General features: G+C 68.5%; 12 protein-coding genes. 5 read left to right on the forward strand and 7 right to left on the reverse strand.

Annotated features, from left to right (window positions below):
- Window positions 1-7 precede the first annotated feature (7 nt).
- The 4 genes from ASE48_RS27320 to ASE48_RS27335 form a co-directional block, all read right to left on the reverse strand.
- On the reverse strand, window positions 8-1,507 hold the full coding sequence (locus tag ASE48_RS27320) for a dynamin-like GTPase family protein (protein WP_057170302.1): 1,500 nt from the start codon (window positions 1,505-1,507) through the stop codon (window positions 8-10).
- Between the two features lie 75 nt (window positions 1,508-1,582).
- Window positions 1,583-3,403 carry an isoniazid-induced dynamin-like GTPase IniA gene (iniA, locus tag ASE48_RS27325; RefSeq protein WP_057170303.1) on the reverse strand — a complete coding sequence of 607 codons (1,821 nt, stop codon included), beginning with the start codon at window positions 3,401-3,403 and terminating at the stop codon, window positions 1,583-1,585.
- Window positions 3,404-3,524: 121 nt separating this feature from the next.
- Complete coding sequence (locus tag ASE48_RS27330; protein ID WP_057170304.1) at window positions 3,525-4,490, reverse strand: IniB N-terminal domain-containing protein; 966 nt, start codon at window positions 4,488-4,490, stop codon at window positions 3,525-3,527.
- A 235-nt stretch (window positions 4,491-4,725) separates the two neighbouring features.
- Window positions 4,726-5,223: an Rv0340 family IniB-related protein gene (locus tag ASE48_RS27335; protein WP_057170305.1), complete on the reverse strand. Its 498-nt coding sequence runs from the start codon at window positions 5,221-5,223 to the stop codon at window positions 4,726-4,728.
- Between the two features lie 210 nt (window positions 5,224-5,433).
- On the opposite strand from ASE48_RS27335, the gene ASE48_RS27340 reads away from it, so the two are divergent.
- The 3 genes from ASE48_RS27340 (at window position 5,434) to ASE48_RS27350 (ending at window position 13,064) form a co-directional block, all read left to right on the forward strand.
- On the forward strand, window positions 5,434-7,227 hold the full coding sequence (locus ASE48_RS27340) for an Hsp70 family protein (protein ID WP_057170306.1): 1,794 nt from the start codon (window positions 5,434-5,436) through the stop codon (window positions 7,225-7,227).
- A gap of 5 nt (window positions 7,228-7,232) precedes the next feature.
- Window positions 7,233-9,665, forward strand: coding sequence for an isoniazid response ATPase/transcriptional regulator IniR (gene iniR / locus ASE48_RS27345; RefSeq protein WP_235571582.1), 2,433 nt, complete (start codon window positions 7,233-7,235; stop codon window positions 9,663-9,665).
- Window positions 9,666-9,869: 204 nt separating this feature from the next.
- A complete protein-coding gene (locus ASE48_RS27350) occupies window positions 9,870-13,064 on the forward strand; it encodes a (Fe-S)-binding protein (protein WP_057170308.1) in 3,195 nt (1,064 codons plus the stop codon).
- Between the two features lie 69 nt (window positions 13,065-13,133).
- On the opposite strand, the gene ASE48_RS27355 is transcribed toward ASE48_RS27350, so the two are convergent.
- A complete protein-coding gene (locus ASE48_RS27355; protein ID WP_235571585.1) occupies window positions 13,134-13,496 on the reverse strand; it encodes a hypothetical protein in 363 nt (120 codons plus the stop codon).
- Window positions 13,497-13,621: 125 nt separating this feature from the next.
- On the opposite strand from ASE48_RS27355, the gene ASE48_RS27360 reads away from it, so the two are divergent.
- Window positions 13,622-14,962 carry a pyridoxal phosphate-dependent aminotransferase gene (locus ASE48_RS27360; RefSeq protein ID WP_156409398.1) on the forward strand — a complete coding sequence of 447 codons (1,341 nt, stop codon included), beginning with the start codon at window positions 13,622-13,624 and terminating at the stop codon, window positions 14,960-14,962.
- Window positions 14,963-14,987: 25 nt separating this feature from the next.
- Window positions 14,988-16,238 (forward strand): YibE/F family protein, encoded by a 1,251-nt coding sequence (locus ASE48_RS27365; RefSeq protein ID WP_057170310.1) that lies wholly within the window; start codon window positions 14,988-14,990, stop codon window positions 16,236-16,238.
- On the opposite strand, the gene rfbA is transcribed toward ASE48_RS27365, so the two are convergent.
- Together rfbA and ASE48_RS27375 are read right to left on the reverse strand one after the other, a co-directional pair.
- On the reverse strand, window positions 16,192-17,055 hold the full coding sequence (rfbA, locus tag ASE48_RS27370; protein WP_057170311.1) for a glucose-1-phosphate thymidylyltransferase RfbA: 864 nt from the start codon (window positions 17,053-17,055) through the stop codon (window positions 16,192-16,194). The two genes, ASE48_RS27365 and rfbA, sit on opposite strands and share 47 nt — an antisense overlap.
- Window positions 17,056-17,421, reverse strand: a complete 366-nt coding sequence (locus tag ASE48_RS27375; protein ID WP_057170312.1) for a nuclear transport factor 2 family protein — start codon at window positions 17,419-17,421, stop codon at window positions 17,056-17,058.
- Between the last annotated feature and the right edge of the window lie 6 nt (window positions 17,422-17,427).

Genomic DNA, 17,427 nt, shown 5'->3' on the forward strand with positions numbered 1-17,427 from the left:
CGAGCGCTCATCGACCCCGCGCGTGGAACTCCGCGACGAGCCCTTCGGCGCTGCGCACCGCCGCCCGGCACGCCCTGGTGGTGAACGGATCGTTGAGCGGGTGATCGGCGCGACGGCGCCATCGCTGGGTGGCGGCGAACGCCGCGCGGGGGCCATCGTTGGGAGCGTCGGGACCCAGGCCCAGCCTGCTGGCCGCGTCGGTTCCCGAGCCACCGATCAGGCGCCGCAGCGAGGACATCTCGTCCTCGGTCAAGGTGGTTGGCCGGGAACGCAATTGGCTCAACAGGCGCAGCTCCTCGAAGGCGTGCGCATCGGCGAGCAGCGGTTCGATGTCGGCGAGGATCTGCCGGCTCGCGAAGATCGGATTGATCTGGACGAATCGACGCAACGACAGCAGCGCGGTATGCGCCTTGAGCAGGTCGGAGCGCTGCGCGAACTGCTGGTCGATGACGTCGCGCAGCGCGATCAGGCCGCTGCGTTCCAGCAGTTCGTCGGCCAGCGCCACCGAATCGCTGATCCCGGCGCTGAGCACGGCGATGGAGATCCGGATACCGAACATGCCGAACCGCTCCAGCAGGGCGGCGCGGGTCGCGGCGTCGACCGGCAGCGAGGCATCCTCCCGCACGAAGCGGTCCACGCTCAGCATCGCCTTCGCCAGCTCCGCGGACGGCACCCCGGCCAACTTCTCCAGCGCGACGAACTCGCTCTGGCGCAGTGTGCGCGCGGTCAACGCGAGCAGCCCTGACACCGGCACCACGGCCTGGCAGATGCCGGTCTTGTCCATCTCGGCGGTGAACCGGGTAGCGACATCACGGGCCGAGAGCATGGCGTCGATGCGACCGGCACCGATCTCGTCGGCGCGGGAGGCCACCCCGATCACGCCGAGCGCACCCGAGGACCCACCGACGAGTTCGCCGATCTGTTTGAGCAGCGCGATGTCGGCGGCATTGAGGGTGCGCAGCAGGAAGACCACCGCGTCCACCCGCGGCACCCCGTCCTCGGGGACCAGCAGCCGCAACGTCCGCTGCGACACGTCGCGCGACAGCGACGAGGTGCCCGGGGTGTCGATGATCGTGGCGTCGGTCAGTTCGGCGGCCGGCCATTCCACGTCGAGATCCTCGACGTCCTCGGGGTCGAGTCCGGTGAAGCTGAACGTCAGGCTGCGTTGCTGGTCGCCGGCGGCGCGGGCGATCGGAACGTTGGACCGTCGGCCGTCACGGTGATTGGCCGTCACCTTCGGGGACGGCCCGTGCCGGAACCGGGTGACGATGCGGGTGGCCTCGGTGGCGTCGGTCGGGGCGATGTCCTCGCCGACCAGTGCGTTGACGAGCGTGGATTTGCCGGCTTTCAGTGTGCCGGCCAGCGCGATGCGCATCGGCTGGTTCAGCCGGCGCTCGATCCGTTCGAGTTCGGCGTGCACATCGGGGCGCTGCCGGTACACGGGGTCGGCCCGGTAGGCCGCAATCGTGCCACCGAGAATTGCGCGCACGTTATCGCTGGTGCTCATGACGGAGCCAAGCTTAGAGGGGGCGAGCGAAGCGACGGGGGAACAAACACAGGGGGCGAGCGAAGCGACGGGGAATCAACGGGGGGCTACCAGCTTGTCGACGTTGTCGACGACCTGCTTGAGGATGTTGAGCTGACGTTCCAGCTCCTTGATGCGGGTGTTGCGCTCGTCCTCTTCCATCTTGGCCGACGCGAGAGTGGCCTGCAGCGACTCGTTGAGTGAGCGGCTGGTCTGGTTGGCGATACCGCGGTAATGGTCGCGCAGTTGCCGTTGCACGGCGCGCAACCGGTCCCGGGATTCTTTGTTCACGATGAAGGAGATGTCGTCGACGAATCGGCGCGCATTGGTCTTCGCCTCGTTGCGTACCCGCAGCATCCGGTTCTCCATGTCCTCCTTGTAGGCCTTGCGGCCCAACAGGAATCCCGCCCCCAGCGACAACGGATTGAACATGCCCAGCCCGGCGAACGAGGTGAGCATGCCGAACATCAGGATGCCGCCGTAGGAGCCGCGCATGCCGGTGACCACCTTGTGGCCGGCCTTGATCGGTTTGGCCTCCAGCCGGGCCACCGACTTGAACTCCCCGAAACCGGCGCCCATGTCGCGGGCACTGACCTCGGGCAGTTCGACGACGTCGAGGCCCGCCTCGGTGAACAACCGGGCGACCTCGGCGGCCAGCGCCTCGGCACGCTGGTAGGCCCAGACGAAGTTGTCCCCGACCGCGGTGGCCACGGCGGTCTCCAGTTCGGTGCCGATCTCGGCCCAGTGCTGAGTGGGATCGCAGCCGTCGATCACCTTCTCGGTGTGGGCGGTGATATGGCGGAAGCGGTTGCGCAGATCGTGATCGACATCGGCGGTCAGGTCGGCGATGCCGTCGTTGAGGGTCTGCTGCCACAGCGCGGTCTGCTGCAACGCTTCCTGGGCTTCTTCTTTGCGCCGCTCAAGGTCCGCGGTGAGCCGTTCGCGGGCAGCCGGATCATTGAGCACGGACAGCTCACTGTGCACGGTGAGCGTCAGATGTTCTGCGGCGGCGCGGATCTCACCGAGCACATGGTCACGGATCCGATCGTTCTCCCGTGACATCACCTTTTCGGACAGGAATTTGATGATGGCCGGGAAGTTGGATTCCTCGTTGAGCTCTTTGTCATTGAGGGTGACGGCGTGACTGCGCAGCACCGAACTGGCTGGGATCACCGGGGTGCTCACGGCGGCGTGGCGCAGGTGGGCCTCGTTCGCGGCGACGACGTCCCGCCAATGCGGGTACAGGTCGGTCTTGGTGGCGACAATTGTTGCGACCGGGCAGATTTCGACGGCCTGCCGGATGAAGGTCATTTCCGGTTCGGTGAATTCCTGGCTGGTGTCGCTGATCATCAGCATGGCATCGGCGTCGGGCAGCAGACCCAGCGTCGCCGACAGGTGGGGCTGGCCGTGCCCGCCGACACCGGGGGTGTCCACGAACGCCAGGCCGTTCTTGAGCATCTGGCTGGGCACGCCGACCTCGACCCGGAGCACCTCGCGCCCCTCGGCGGCCGGTGCCCGGCGCAGATCGTTCTTCAGCTCCGACATGTCGATGTCGACGAATTCGGCATCGTCGCCCTCGGGGGTCACCACCACCAGGCGTGCGGTCGGCGTCTCGGCGTAGAAGACCACGGTGGCCAGCACGGTGCTCTCGTCGTCCCCGACCCGGGCCACCGGGATGTTCAGCAGCGAGTTGAGCAGTTGGCTCTTGCCCTGCTTGAGCTGGCCGGCGATGACCACCCGGATCTGCGGATCGGTGATCCGCTCCTTGGCGATGCGCAGCCGTTCCGCCAGGTCGGCGCGTTCGTACAGACCGGCGATCTTGGTGGTGTGGTCGATGAGTTCGACGATCACCTTGACCGGGCGTGCGGATTGCGTCATCTCGCCCCTTCCTGAGGGTCAACCGTAGGCGCGCCGACTGGCGGGGACCAGGAAGCGGTCCCCGCCAGTCGGATTGTCGGGTCCGGGATCAGGGCTCCCGGGCGAGCGTAGCGACGGGAAATCAGAACAGTCCGGCGTCGACGTTCGTCTCGATGGTGTTGTCCACGTCGAGAGTGTTGGAGTTGTCCACCGAGTTGTCGATATCGGTGTCCACCACCGTGGTGGTCACGCTGTCGTCATCGCTGGCGTCCAGGGTGCCGGAGTTGTCGATGATGGTGATGCCGCCACCGTTGCCGGCGTCGCCGCCGCTGGAGTGACCGCCCCCAATCAGGCCGCCGCCGGCCACCGAGCCGCCACCGTTGCCGCCGCTGGTGTCGACGTCGTTGAGCACCGGGCCCTCGTTGTCGGAGATGATGTCGTCCCCGGCGATCTGGGAGTTGTCCTCCACCTCGTTCTCGTCGCCGATGATGACCGGCGAGTGGTTGCCGGTCTCGACGTCGACCTTGGTGTTGTCCGTGACGTTGTCGTCGCCGACCACATTGCTATCACCGGTGACGTTCTCGTCGCCGACCACGATGTCCTCGCCGGTGATGTTCTCGTCGCCGACCACGTTGCCGTTGCCGGTGGTGACGGTGCCCGCGTTGTCACCGTCGACCACGACGCCGCCGTCGGTGGCGGTGTTGGAGGTCTTGTTGCCGAAGGTGATGTCACCGAAGCCGAGGTTGAAGCCGCCGACCTGCGAGTTGGCACCGGAGCTCTGGTCGGGGCTCAGGAACTCCGCGTTGGTCTTGTTGTGGCTGGCGATGTCGGTCTCCGGGGCGAAGGTCCGCTGCGGGGCGTACATCGGGGCGAACGAGTTGGCCAGGCTGTGGTGATCGGCGACCGCGCGCTGCAGGCCGAGCACCGGGTCCCCGCCACCGAGGGCGACGCCGGCCGGGGCTGCGGTGGCCGCGACGGCCGACAGCTGGGCGGCGGTGACGTTCGGCAGGCCGGCGTCACGCAGGGCCTGCTCCGGATCGCTCACGAAGGCACCGGCCAGGTCGGGGCTACGGAAGAGGTCGAGGATGTAGTCGATGATGGTGGTCATTGGAGTGCCTTTCTCAGGAGGTATGTGGTTCCTGTCGCTGGGTGGTCCGGCGAACTGAAGACAACGTTATGGGCGCCGCGACCCCCGTGAAACGGGGCCGAATCCCCTCCTCCACCACCCCCGTACCGGGGTGTGGGGGACGCCCCCATTAGGGGATTAGGGGGTCGTGGGGGCACACGAAAAAGCCCGCCCTGCCGCGGGGAATCGCAGCTGGGCGGGCTCGGGTCGAGCGTGATCAGTCGAAGAGGTCGAAGCCGGCCGCGTCCGGTGCCGCGCTCCACTCGTGATCGAGGATGTTGTCGTGCAGCGGGAGATCCTCGACCACGGTGTTCACCGGGACATCGGCGTACTCATCGTCGAGGCCCTGGACGACCCCGACACCGTCATCGGTGATGCTCGGCACCTCGTGGACGGGTAGGTTGTCCAGCCCGTCGGCGATCACCGGCACCGAATCGTCGATACCGAAGGCATCGAAGGCCGCGGTGGCGGCGCCGCTGGTCCAGACGTTGGAATCGACGGCCGGAAGGGTGCCGGCCCAGCTGGTGGCATCGACACCGGGTACCGCCGAGGACAGCGATTCGGCGACGACCGGGATCAACTGGTCGACGTCGGCACTCGTCACATCAGACAGGTGGGCGTCGGCGATGGCCGCGGCGGGATCCGCGGCGTAGCGTGCCGCAGCGTCGGAGTCCCGCACCAGCGACATCACGAAGTCGAGCAGTGAGTTGGCCATGAGTTGGTGCCCGCCCCATCCTTCCCGGAGTTACATCTGAAGCTTGTGCACCGATGTTATCGAGGGATGGGCCCGCCGAGATCGGTGCTGAACCCAGCCATCAGGTGCACCCGTTAGGGGATCGCCCGTTAGGGGTTCCGACACGTTAGGGGGATTCCCGCTGATGGGGTATGCCAGCCGTTAAGGTGAGTGCTTGCAGAAGGAGGTCGCATGAGCGACTCGCTCGGATTGTCCGTCGGGATGACCAATCTGGTGGCGGCCCGCGAGGGTCGGCCGCCGGTCACACGCCGGTCGGTGCTGACCCTGTTCAGCGACCGGGCGCCCGAGGTCGGCGTCCCCAGCGAGAACCCCAACCTGGGCCAACCCGGCCTGGTGCTCGGCGGTTTTGTGGACCGCGTCGGTGACCCGGTACCGCTGGTGGCCTCCGACGGGTCCTCACACCGCGGCGATCAGGTACTCGCCGAAGCTCTCGACGCCATGACCCACACGGTCGGCGGCGGCAACCCCATCACCATTGCGCTGCCCGCGCACTGGGCGCCCTCGGTGGTGGCTGCCCTGCAGACCGCCCTGCGCAACAAGCCCGGACTGGCCGCCGCGGCGGTGGTGCCGGATTCGGTCGCCGCGCTGGCCGGTCTGCGTTCCAGCCTCCCGCCCCAGGGTGTCGTCGCCCTCGTCGACCTCGGTGGCAGCGGCACCAGCGTGACGCTGGCCGACGCCGGCGCTCAGCTCGCCCCGATCGGCGCGACCCTGCGGTACGCCGATTTCTCCGGTGAGCAGATCGACCAGGCGCTGCTCAACCACGTCATCGCCGGTATCGCCGATGCCGGCGACGCCGACCCGGCAGGCACCGCCGCCGTCGGGTCACTGGGACGGCTGCGCGACGAATGCCGCCGGGCCAAGGAACGCCTGTCCGCCGACACCGCCACCGTGGTGCCCGCCGAACTTCCCGGCTACAGCTCCGATGTGCGGGTCACCCGCGCCGAGCTCGACCAGCTCATCGATGCGCCGCTCGGCGGGCTGTTGGCCGGTGTCGAAGAACTGTTGCAGCAGAGCGGCATTGCGCCCGGACGGTTGAGCGCGGTCGCGACCGTCGGTGGCGGTGCCGCCATTCCGCTTGTCACGCAACGGCTCTCCGAACGCCTGCAGGTTCCGGTCGTCACCGCCCCGCAGGCCGCGACCCTCGCGGCGGCCGGCGCGGTCCTGGTTGCCGATCTCGCCTCCGAGGCCGGCGCGGCGACGGGCCTGGCCCCGGCGGCGGTCCCGGATCCCGAAGCCACCGGAATGGCCCCGACGATGGGCTGGGCCGGTGGTGCAGCCGCCGCCGACGCGGAGGCCCCCGGCGGCCTGGCGTGGTCCCAGGATGAGGACGCACCGACCGGTGAACCGGTCCCCTACCAGGGTCCTGATTACGAAACCGGTTACGCCCCAACCCCTACCGATGCCCGCCCGCCGATTGCGTTCACCCCCGGCGAGGACGATTACCCCGCCGAGCCCGAACCGCTGCCCTGGTACAAGCGCCCGCCACTGCTGTTCGGCGCCGCCGCCGCGGCCGCCCTGCTGGCCGTGGGTGGCCTCGCCGTCACCCTGACCGGGACCAGCAGCCCGAGTGGTCCGGTCACCGAGACCGCGACGAGTTTCTCCACCGAGCCCGGGCAGCCCGGCGAGCCGGTGGTGACCGAACCCCAGACCGTGACCGTCACCGGTGACGACGGTCTGGTGACGACCTCCGAGATTCCGCCGCCACCGCCGCCGTCGACCACGACGACGACCACCACCCCGTCGACCACGTCGTCCACCACGACGACGACCACCACCACCACCACGACCACCACCACGACGACGACCACGACGACTCCGCCCACCACGACGACGACGAAGCCGGTCACCACGACCACTGCACCGCCCGTCACGACGACCACCGTGGTGCCGCCCCCGCAGCCCGAACCCGAGCCGGAGCCCATACCGGAGCCCGAGCCCGCGGAGCCCGCCGCCGCGGCCGGATAGTCATCGTGGGCTCGGACTCCGGTGCGATCGCGGCGTTGATCGCGGCTCCCTCCGAGCCGGTCAAGGTGCTGATCTCCGGGGGTATCGGCGCCGGTAAGACGACACTGCTCAGCACGGTACGCACCGCCTTGCGGGAGGCCGGCGTGCCGGTGCTGAGCCGGCCCGCGGACGACAGCCCCGGCGCCCTGATCGTCGATGACGCCCATCTGCTCGGCGACGACGAACTCGCGTTGCTGTGCGAGCGGGCCGCCGAGCCGGGGCGCACCGTCGTCGTGGCCGCCGAACCACTGGCCCACCACGGCGCCCTGCGTGCACTGACGCTGGCGCTGACCCGGGAGAATCCCGCGGTGATACTGGGTGCCCGCACGCCCGCCGAGCTGGCCCATGTCGAGCAGCTGGACGCCGTGCTGGCAGCGACGGCGGGGATACCGTTCCTGCTCGCGGCCGCGGAGGGCGCCGACGCACCGGCCGACGCTGCCCGGTTCGCGCTCGTGGAACGATTGCGCCGCCTCGATCAACCGGTGCTCGACACCCTGCTGCTGTGCTCACTGGATCCGCGTCTCGGGCCCGACGATATCGCCGCCGCGTTGCGGGTGGAAGCCGTTGCGGCCCAAGCACTTGTGGATCGCGCCCGGGCCAGTGGGCTGCTGGAGCCGGGCCGGCACCGAGCGTTCCGGCGCACCCTGCATCAGGCGGTGGCCGAGATCGTCGGCACCGCGCGCCACCATGACACCGAGATTGCGCTGCTGCAGTCGCAGCTCGACATGACCACGCTGTCAGCCGATCTCGCGCTCGGACTGGCAGAACACGGACTGCGGGACGGCCGACTGGCCGAGGCGTTGACCTCGTTGGCGGCGCGGCACCGCGACGAACCCGCGCGGGCGGCGCGGCTGTACCGCGCGGCATCCGATGCCGGCTCGACCCAGCTGAGCACCGAACTCGGCGATGCGCTGGCTCTGACCGGTGACTGTGCAACCGCCGCGCGGCTGGCCGACGACCTACTGGGCTCCGCCGACCCCGCGCAGCGTGCCGCGGCGGTGCGGATCGCGGCGAGTGTGTCCATGCATGACGGCAGCGCCACCGCGGCAGCCGACCTGTTCCGCTGGCTCGGTCCGTACCCGGATGCGTTCATCGGTTCGGCGGGCGTTGTGGTTTCGGTCGCCACCGGTGACATCGCCACCGCCCGGGCCGCACTCGATGTCGAGGACAGCGGTCCGCCGACTTCCACCGCGCGCGCGGCCCGCAGCCTCGCCGAAGGACTGCTCTACACCTTGGATCGGCCGTTCCCGACCGCCATCGGCCGGCTGAGTCAGGCGATCACCGCGGAGTGGTCGTCCACCTGGGTCGCGCCGGACAGCCCCGCCGCCCTGGTCACCCTGGCGGCGCTGCACGGCGGCGATCCGGTTCGCGCCCGCAGCATCATCGGGCGCGCCGCCGGTGCCGAACCCGGGCACGGCGAGGTCTTCAGCGCTCACCGGCACCGGCTGCTGCTGGGCTGGACCCGGATGCTGGATGGCCAGCTCAACCGGGCCGCCGCCGATGCCGCCGCGGTCGACCCGGCGGCCCTGCACCGCCGCGACGCGCTCTGGTCGGCAGCGCTGCGCACCGCGATCGCGCGGCGCGCCGGTGACACCGGCGCCATGCAACAGCACTGGTATGCCGCCATGGAGGTGCTGGCCGAGTATTCGATGGACCTGTTCTCGCTGCTGCCGTTGGGCGAACTGTGGGTCGCGGCCGCCCGGCTGCGCCTGGTGGACCGGCTGCAACATCACCTCGATGACGCGCTGGACCTGCTGGACACGCTGGGCCGGCCGCCGCTGTGGTCGGTGCCGCTGCACTGGTCCGGGGTGCACGCCGGGATCCTGGCCAATTCACCGGACGCGGTCGCCCCGCACGGTCAGGCCCTCACCGCGGCGGCCGCCGACAGCACCTATGCGCGGGCGCTGGCCACCGCCGGGCGGGCGTGGCTGCGGGTGCTCGCCAACCAGGTCGACGTCGACGACGTGACGCTGGCCGCCCGCGCGCTCGCACAGTTCGGGCTGACCTGGGATGCGACCCGGCTGGCCAGTCAGGCCGCGTTGCAGACACCTGATCCCCGGGTGTCCGGGGTGATGCTGCAACTCGCGCGGGACCTGAAGTCCACCACCCCCGACGCCCCGGACGGTCCGGATGCGCGCGAGACCTTCGCCGACGCCGCGCGGCCGCCGGGAGCCGTCCCGCGTGCCGACGCGGCGCCGTCATCGCGACTGTCGGACCGCGAACGCGAGGTCGCCGAATTGCTGTTGCTCGGTATGCCCTACCGCGATATCGGTAGCCAACTTTTCATCTCGGCCAAGACCGTCGAACATCACGTCGCACGCATCCGGCGCCGCCTCGGAGCGGAGTCCCGCTCGGAGATGTTGTCGATGTTGCGCGCACTTCTGGGCACTCCGGCCTGAGCTCGGGCACCCGTCCCTCGAGGCGACCAACTAGTGAGTTAGGTCAGCCTTGCTAGCGGTATGACAAACGGTGATGTAACTATGAGCAGGCAAATAGCCTAAGTTACCGGTCAGTAACTACACTCAAGTTACCGGCTAGTAACTTAAACCTCGGGGAGGCACGCGGTGCAGCACACGCTCGAAGTGAGCAGGTTGGTCCTCGCAATGCTGATGACCGCCGTCGTCTTGGTGTTCGCCGCCAAGCGCGTGCTGTGGCTTACGAAGCTGATCAGCTCGGGCCAGAAAGTGGGCGACGAGCGCGGCCGGAAGAACGATCTGGTCAAGCGCTTCCTGAATCAGAACAAGGAAGTCTTCGCCCAGTCGAAGCTCCTGAAATGGTCGATCCCCGGTATCGCGCACTTCTTCACCATGTGGGGCTTCTTCGTCCTCGGCTCGGTGTACGTCGAGGCCTTCGGCGTGCTGTTCGACCCCGAGTTCCACATCCCGTTCGTCGGCCGCTGGGCCGTCCTGGGATTCCTGCAGGACTTCTTCGCCCTCATGGTGCTGCTCGGCATCCTGACCTTCGCGATCATCCGTCTGACCCGCGAGCCCAAGAAGATCGGCCGTGACTCCCGCTTCTACGGCTCGCACACCGGCGGCGCGTGGGAGATCCTCTTCATGATCTTCCTGGTCATCGCCACCTACGTGCTGTTCCGCGGTGCCGCGGTCAACGTGCTCGGCGAGGAGTTCCCCTACCAGTCCGGCGCCTTCCTCTCCGATGGCATGGCCTGGCTGCTGGCCCCGCTCGGCGCGACCGCGAACATGTGGATCGAGACCCTGGCCCTGATGGGTCACATCGGCGTCATGCTGGTGTTCCTGCTGATCGTGCTGCACTCCAAGCACCTGCACATCGGCCTGGCCCCCATCAACGTCACCTTCAAGCGCCTGCCCGACGGCCTGGGCCCGCTGCTGCCCATGGAGCACAAGGGCGAGCCGATCGACTTCGACGATCCCGCCGAGGACGCGGTGTTCGGCCGCGGCAAGATCGAGGACTTCAGCTGGAAGGGCTACCTCGACTTCACCACCTGCACCGAGTGCGGCCGCTGCCAGTCGCAGTGCCCGGCCTGGAACACCGGCAAGCCGCTGTCCCCCAAGCTCGTGATCATGAACCTGCGCGACCACATGTTCGCGAAGGCGCCGTACTTCCTCGACGGCAAGGAGAGCCCGCTCGAGAACACCCCCGAGGGTGGTCTGGGCGAGGAGATCCGCGGCGAGAAGCACGACGAGAAGCATTCGCACGACCACGTGCCCGAGTCCGGCTTCGAGCGCATCCCGGCCGATTCCCCGCTGCAGGCGACCCGGCCGCTGGTCGGCACCCTTGAGCAGGGCGGCGTCATCGATCCCGACGTGCTGTGGTCCTGCACCAACTGCGGTGCCTGCGTGGAGCAGTGCCCGGTCGATATCGAGCACATCGACCACATCGTGGACATGCGCCGCTACCAGGTCATGGTCGAATCCGAGTTCCCCGGCGAGCTCGGCGTGCTGTTCAAGAACCTGGAGAACAAGGGCAACCCCTGGGGCCAGAACGCCAAGGACCGCACCAACTGGATCGACGAGGTCGACTTCGACGTCCCGGTCTACGGCGAGGACGTGGACTCGTTCGACGGTTTCGAGTACCTGTTCTGGGTCGGCTGCGCCGGCGCCTACGAGGACCGCGCCAAGAAGACCACCAAGGCGGTCGCCGAACTGCTCGCCACCGCGGGCGTGAAGTACCTGGTGCTGGGCACCGGAGAGACCTGCACCGGCGACTCCGCCCGTCGCGCCGGTAACGAGTTCCTGTTCCAGCAGCTCGCGGCGCAGAACGTCGAGACCATCAACGAGCTGTTCGAGGGCGTCGAAGCCGTCGACCGCAAGGTCGTCGTCACCTGCCCGCACTGCTACAACACGATCAACCGCGAATACCCGCAGCTGGGCAGCAACTACACCGTGGTGCACCACACCCAGCTGCTGAACCGCCTGGTCCGCGACAAGCGACTCATCCCGGTGACCTCGGTCGACCAGGAAGTCACCTACCACGACCCCTGCTTCCTGGGCCGGCACAACAAGGAGTACGAGGCCCCGCGTGAGCTGGTCGGCGCTGCCGGCGCGAAGCTCACCGAGATGCCCCGCCACGCGGACCGCGGCCTGTGCTGTGGTGCCGGTGGTGCTCGGATGTGGATGGAAGAGCACATCGGTAAGCGCGTCAACACCGAGCGCACCGAGGAAGCCATCGACACCGGCGCCTCCGCGATCGCGACCGGTTGCCCGTTCTGCCGCGTGATGATCACCGACGGTGTCGACGACGTCGCCGCCGCCCGGGACATCGAGAAGGTCGAAGTGCTCGACGTCGCGCAGCTGCTGTTGAACTCGCTGGACACCAGCCTGTACACGCTGCCCGAAAAGGGCACCGCCGCAGCGGCTTCCGCAGAACGCGCCGAGGCCCGTGCCACGCTGGAGGCCGAGCAGGAAGCGGCCGCTGTCGCGGCTGCTCCCGCCGTCGAAGACGAGGTCGAGGAGGCCGACAAGCCGGCCGCTGCGGCCGCCGCAGCTCCGGTCACCGGACTCGGATTGGCCGGGGGCGCCAAGCGTCCGGGCGCCAAGAAGGCCGCCGCGCCGGCCGCCGAGGCCGCACCCGCTGCCGAGGCAGCCGCCCCCGCGGCACCGGCCAAGGGGCTCGGCTTGGCCGGGGGCGCCAAGCGTCCCGGTGCCAAGAAGGCCGCTCCTGCCGCTGCTGCCCCGGCTGCCGAGGCCGCACCCGCCGCTGAGGCCGCTGAGGCCGCTGCCCCCGCGGCACCGGTCAAGGGGCTCGGATTGGCCGGCGGCGCCAAGCGTCCGGGCGCCAAGAAGGCCGCCGCGCCCGCTGCACCTGCTGCTGCGGCCGCTCCGGCTGCCGAAGCCCCCGCCGAGGCCGCACCTGCCACGCCCGAACCGGAGGTCAAGGGACTCGGGATCGCCTCGGGCGCACGCCGTCCGGGTGCCAAGAAGGCTGCTCCGGCAGCGGCCGCGCCGGCCGCTCCGAAGGCCGAGGAGGCCCCGGTCGCCGAGGCGCCTGCGGCCGAGCCCGCTCAGCCCGCGGAACCGGCCAAGCCAGAGCCGCCGGTCGTGGGTCTGGGTATTGCCGCCGGCGCACGCCGTCCGGGTGCGAAGAAGGCAGCGCCCACGGCGCCGGCTGCTGAGCCGACTCCCGCGGCGGAGCCCGCCGCCGAACCTGTCGCCGAGGCCGAGCCCGAGGTGGTCGACGAAGCACCTGAAGCACCCGAGGCACCGGCCGCCGAGCCGTCGTCGAACGGTTCCAGCGGTGCGGACCGGGTCGTCGGCGACGAAGCACCGGTCAAGGGTCTCGGTATCGCCAAGGGCACCCGCCGACCGGGCAAGCGCTGACTCTCAGCTCCACCCGCGATTTGCGCACATTCCGTAACGCTCACCGTTACGGAATGTGCGCAACTTCGTTCAGGAGACCTGTTTCAGCTGGAATGGCGTCGCACTGGTGATTCCGCCCGGACACGCGCCATTGGAATCGGCGGACAAGATGCCGCGCAGCGACACCGGGTCGACCTCCATCGAAATGACGGCCGGCTGGAAACTGCCGTCCGGACAAATGAATCCGTCGGGTTTGGTGACGGAGAAATACCAGATGCCATTGGTCAACGTCATCGGGCTTGTCCAGCCCGCATTGCTGGCGACGGTCCCCGCGCAGCCGGCCGGCCCGCAGGTACTCGCGATGTTCCAGACGTTCTCGGGGTCACCCTCCGCGCCGGAATAGGCGCCATTGAGCAGCGGTGGTTCAGCCTGCGCAGCGGCGGCGAATGCCACACCGACAGCCACAGTGATCCCGAATGCCGCGCCCAGCGAACGTGTTATCGACGTCATAATGATCCGGAAAATAGCACCGCGCCACCGAAAAACCACGGATACGCACCGGTTATGCCCGTCAATTTATGGCGCGGGTGTCGAATTGTTACTTCGGCCAGAAAATCGGTTTGCGAACCCGTGGGAGACTTGAGCCCGTGAGTACCCATCAGCTGCCGGACAAGACGTGGCATTCCAGCCAGCAGCCGCGCCCGCGGACGTTCGCTCAGTCGACCAAGCTGCAGGACGTTCTCTATGAGATCCGCGGCCCGGTGCACGAGCAGGCCTCCCGTCTGGAGGCCGAGGGGCATCGCATCCTCAAGCTCAACATCGGCAACCCGGCGCCGTTCGGCTTCGAGGCCCCCGATGTGATCATGCGCGACATCATCGGTGCGCTGCCGCACGCGCAGGGCTACTCCGACTCCAAGGGCATCATCCCGGCCCGCCGCGCCGTGTTCACCCGCTACGAGCTGGTCGAGGGCTTCCCGAAGTTCGACGTCGACGACGTCTTTCTGGGCAACGGCGTCTCCGAGCTCATCACCATGACCTTGCAGGCCCTGCTCGACAACGGCGACCAGGTCCTGATCCCGGCACCGGATTACCCGCTGTGGACGGCGTCCACGGCGCTGGCCGGCGGCACCCCGGTGCACTACATGTGCGACGAGACCCAGGGCTGGAATCCCGATATCGCCGACCTGGAATCCAAGATCACCGACCGCACCAAGGCGCTGGTCGTGATCAACCCGAACAACCCGACCGGCGCGGTGTACAGCCGCGAAATCCTGGAGCAGATGGTCGAACTCGCGCGCAAGCATCAGCTGCTGCTGCTCGCCGACGAGATCTACGACAAGATCCTCTACGACGACGCCAAGCACATCAGCCTGGCGACGCTGGCACCCGACATGCTGTGCCTGACGTTCAACGGGCTGTCCAAGGCCTACCGGGTGGCGGGATATCGCTCGGGCTGGCTGGTGATCACTGGACCCAAGGAGCATGCAAGCAGCTTCCTGGAGGGCATCAACCTGCTCGCCAACATGCGGCTGTGCCCGAATGTGCCTGCCCAACATGCGATTCAGGTGGCCCTCGGCGGCCATCAGAGCATCGACGACCTGGTGCTGCCCGGTGGCCGGCTGCTCGAACAGCGCGATACCGCCTGGACGAAGCTCAACGAGATTCCCGGTGTCTCCTGCGTCAAGCCCGAGGGTGCGCTGTACGCCTTCCCCCGGCTCGATCCGGAGGTCTACGACATCCACGACGACGAGCAGCTGGTGCTCGATCTGCTGCTGCAGGAGAAGATCCTGGTGACCCAGGGCACCGGATTCAACTGGCCCACACCGGATCACCTGCGCATCGTGACGCTGCCGTGGTCGCGCGATCTGGCCAGCGCCATCGAACGTCTCGGCAACTTCCTGGTGAGCTACCGGCAGTAGCCGAGACGCCGCCTACGCTGTTGCGGTGGCACACTCGCATTCCCACTCATTGAGCGGTCCGGCACCGCTGGGCCCGTTGGCCGCCCGGATCGTGGTCGGACTGCTGATCGCTCTCGGCGTCCTGACGCTGGCGGGCGCGGCGTGGTTGTGGCCGAGCCAGCAGAAGGTCGACATCCCGCTGCCGTTCCAGAGCTCGGCCGGCGGCAGCGTCAGCACCGAAGCCGGGCAGGTGCAGTCCGTCAGCGCAGCCCAATGCGGGGGCCCATCGGTAGGGGTGGTCATCACCGCCCCGCCGGCCGCGACCACCGGCGCGGACACGCACTGCACCCAGGCGTTCATCGCAATCAACTCCGGACCCAACGCCGGGGCGTACACCCTGCTGGAGTTCAGCGGCGGTCCCGGCCAGCCACAGCTGGCGGTCGGCGACGACATCCGGATCACCCGCGCGGTCGATCCCACCGGCACCACGGCCTACTCGTTCTACGACTACGAGCGCGCGTGGCCGCTGGCGGCGCTGGCGGCCGCCTTCGCGGTGGTGGTCGTGGCGATCGCCGGCTGGCGCGGGTTGCGGGCGCTGATCGGTATCGTCGTCGCGTTCGGGGTGCTGGTGGTGTTCATGCTGCCCGCGCTGCGCGACGGCGCCGACGCGATTCCGGTCGCGCTGGTGGCCTCGTCGCTGATCCTCTACGCCGTGCTCTACCTAGCGCACGGCGTCAGCCTGCGTACCAGCGCCGCCCTGCTCGGTACCTTGACCTCACTGGTGCTTGCCACCGTGTTGTCCTGGGCGGCAATCGAACTGACGCAGCTGACCGGGTTGTCCGAGGAGGAGAACAACGCCGTCGCGACCTATCTCGGCGGCGTGTCGATCACCGGACTGCTGCTGGCCGGGTTCATCATCGGCTCGCTCGGTGTGCTCAACGATGTCACCGTGACGCAGGCGTCGACGGCCTTCGAGCTCGCCGAGCACAGCGAGTCCCGGCGTGCGGTCTTCTTCGGTGCGATGCGGGTGGGTCGCGACCATATCGCCAGCACCGTCTACACCCTGGTGCTCGCCTACGCCGGTAGCGCGCTGCCCTTGCTGCTGCTGTTCAGCGTGGCCAACCGGTCGCTGGGTGATGTGCTGGTCAGCGAGAGCGTGGCCATCGAGATCGCGCGTTCCGCGGTCGGCGGTATCGCACTGGCGCTGTCGGTGCCGTTGACGACCGCGATCGCGGCGGTGCTCTCGACCCCTACCGCTGCAGCAACTCCAACAGATACGCCCCGTACCCGGACTTGAGCAGTCCCTGCGCCCGCTCGGCGAGCTGCTCGTCGTCGATGAAGCCCAGCCGCCACGCCACCTCTTCGGGGGCGCTGATCTTCAGGCCCTGGCGCTGCTCGATGGTCCGCACGAAATCGCTTGCGTCCAGTAGGGAATCGAAGGTCCCGGTGTCCAGCCAGGCGGTGCCGCGGGCCAGGGTCTCCACCGACAGCCTGCCCTGGCGCAGATAGATCTGGTTGATTTCGGTGATCTCGTACTCACCGCGCGCCGACTTCTGCAGCGACCGGGCGATCTCCACCACGTCGTTGTCGTAGAAGTACAGCCCGGGCACCGCGTAGTGCGATTTCGGTTTGGCCGGCTTCTCCTCGAGCGACAGCGCCCTGCCGTCGGCGTCGAACTCGACCACACCGTAGGCCGACGGGTTCGCCACCCAGTACGCGAAAATGGCTCCGCCGCTGACATTCTGGAAACGTCGCAGCCCGGTACCCAGCCCGGGACCGTAGAAGATGTTGTCGCCCAGCACCAGTGCCACCGTGTCGTTGCCGATGTGATCGGCGCCGATGACGAAGGCCTGCGCCAGTCCGTCGGGTTCATCCTGCACCGCGTAGGTCAGGTTGATGCCGAGATCGGCACCGTCGCCGAGCAACCGGTGAAACGCCGCAGCGTCATGCCCGGTCGTGATGATCTGGATGTCGCGGATGCCCGCCATCATCAGGGTGCTCAGCGGGTAGTAGATCAGCGGCTTGTCGTAGACCGGCAGCAGCTGCTTGCTGATCCCCCGGGTGATCGGGTGCAGCCGGGTGCCAGATCCGCCGGCCAGGATGATGCCGCGCATCTAGGTGTCGAGATCCCGTTCGGACAGGCCCGTCGCGGCCAGCGCTGCCTCCAGCGTCTCGTGCCGGAACACCGAGGTGACGTGGTCGTGCACGACCCGGAACGCCGATGCGTCGGCCACGCCGTCGGCCCCGGTGGCGGTCTGTTCGGCGACGACGACGCCGTCGTGCACGTAGAGCCTGCCGACCTCCACGACGCCGCGGCCGGAGTTCTGCACCCAGTCCAGCAGGGCCTGGTGTCCCTGGAACGCGCCGTTCGAGTCGCCGACCTCGACATCGTCGCTGCACAGGGCCAGCAGGGTGTCGTTGTCGCCGGCGTTCAGCGCGTCGTGCCAGGCAAGGACGGTGGCGATTTCCGAGGTGCTCATGCTGCA

The sequence above is a fragment of the Mycobacterium sp. Root265 genome (assembly GCF_001428895.1).
Taxonomy (GTDB): Bacteria; Actinomycetota; Actinomycetes; order Mycobacteriales; family Mycobacteriaceae; genus Mycobacterium.

Excerpts from the sequence above, each read along its gene's own strand:
- ASE48_RS27320 (WP_057170302.1), bottom strand. The coding sequence starts at position 1,507 with ATGAGCACCAGCGATAACGTGCGCGCAATTCTCGGTGGCACGATTGCG.
- ASE48_RS27330 (WP_057170304.1), bottom strand. The coding sequence starts at position 4,490 with ATGACCACCATCATCGACTACATCCTCGACCTCTTCCGTAGCCCCGAC.
- ASE48_RS27360 (WP_156409398.1), top strand. The coding sequence starts at position 13,622 with ATGGCGCGGGTGTCGAATTGTTACTTCGGCCAGAAAATCGGTTTGCGA.
- ASE48_RS27335 (WP_057170305.1), bottom strand. The coding sequence starts at position 5,223 with ATGGCCAACTCACTGCTCGACTTCGTGATGTCGCTGGTGCGGGACTCC.
- iniA (WP_057170303.1), bottom strand. The coding sequence starts at position 3,403 with ATGACGCAATCCGCACGCCCGGTCAAGGTGATCGTCGAACTCATCGAC.
- ASE48_RS27375 (WP_057170312.1), bottom strand. The coding sequence starts at position 17,421 with ATGAGCACCTCGGAAATCGCCACCGTCCTTGCCTGGCACGACGCGCTG.
- rfbA (WP_057170311.1), bottom strand. The coding sequence starts at position 17,055 with ATGCGCGGCATCATCCTGGCCGGCGGATCTGGCACCCGGCTGCACCCG.
- ASE48_RS27350 (WP_057170308.1), top strand. The coding sequence starts at position 9,870 with ATGCTGATGACCGCCGTCGTCTTGGTGTTCGCCGCCAAGCGCGTGCTG.
- ASE48_RS27340 (WP_057170306.1), top strand. The coding sequence starts at position 5,434 with ATGAGCGACTCGCTCGGATTGTCCGTCGGGATGACCAATCTGGTGGCG.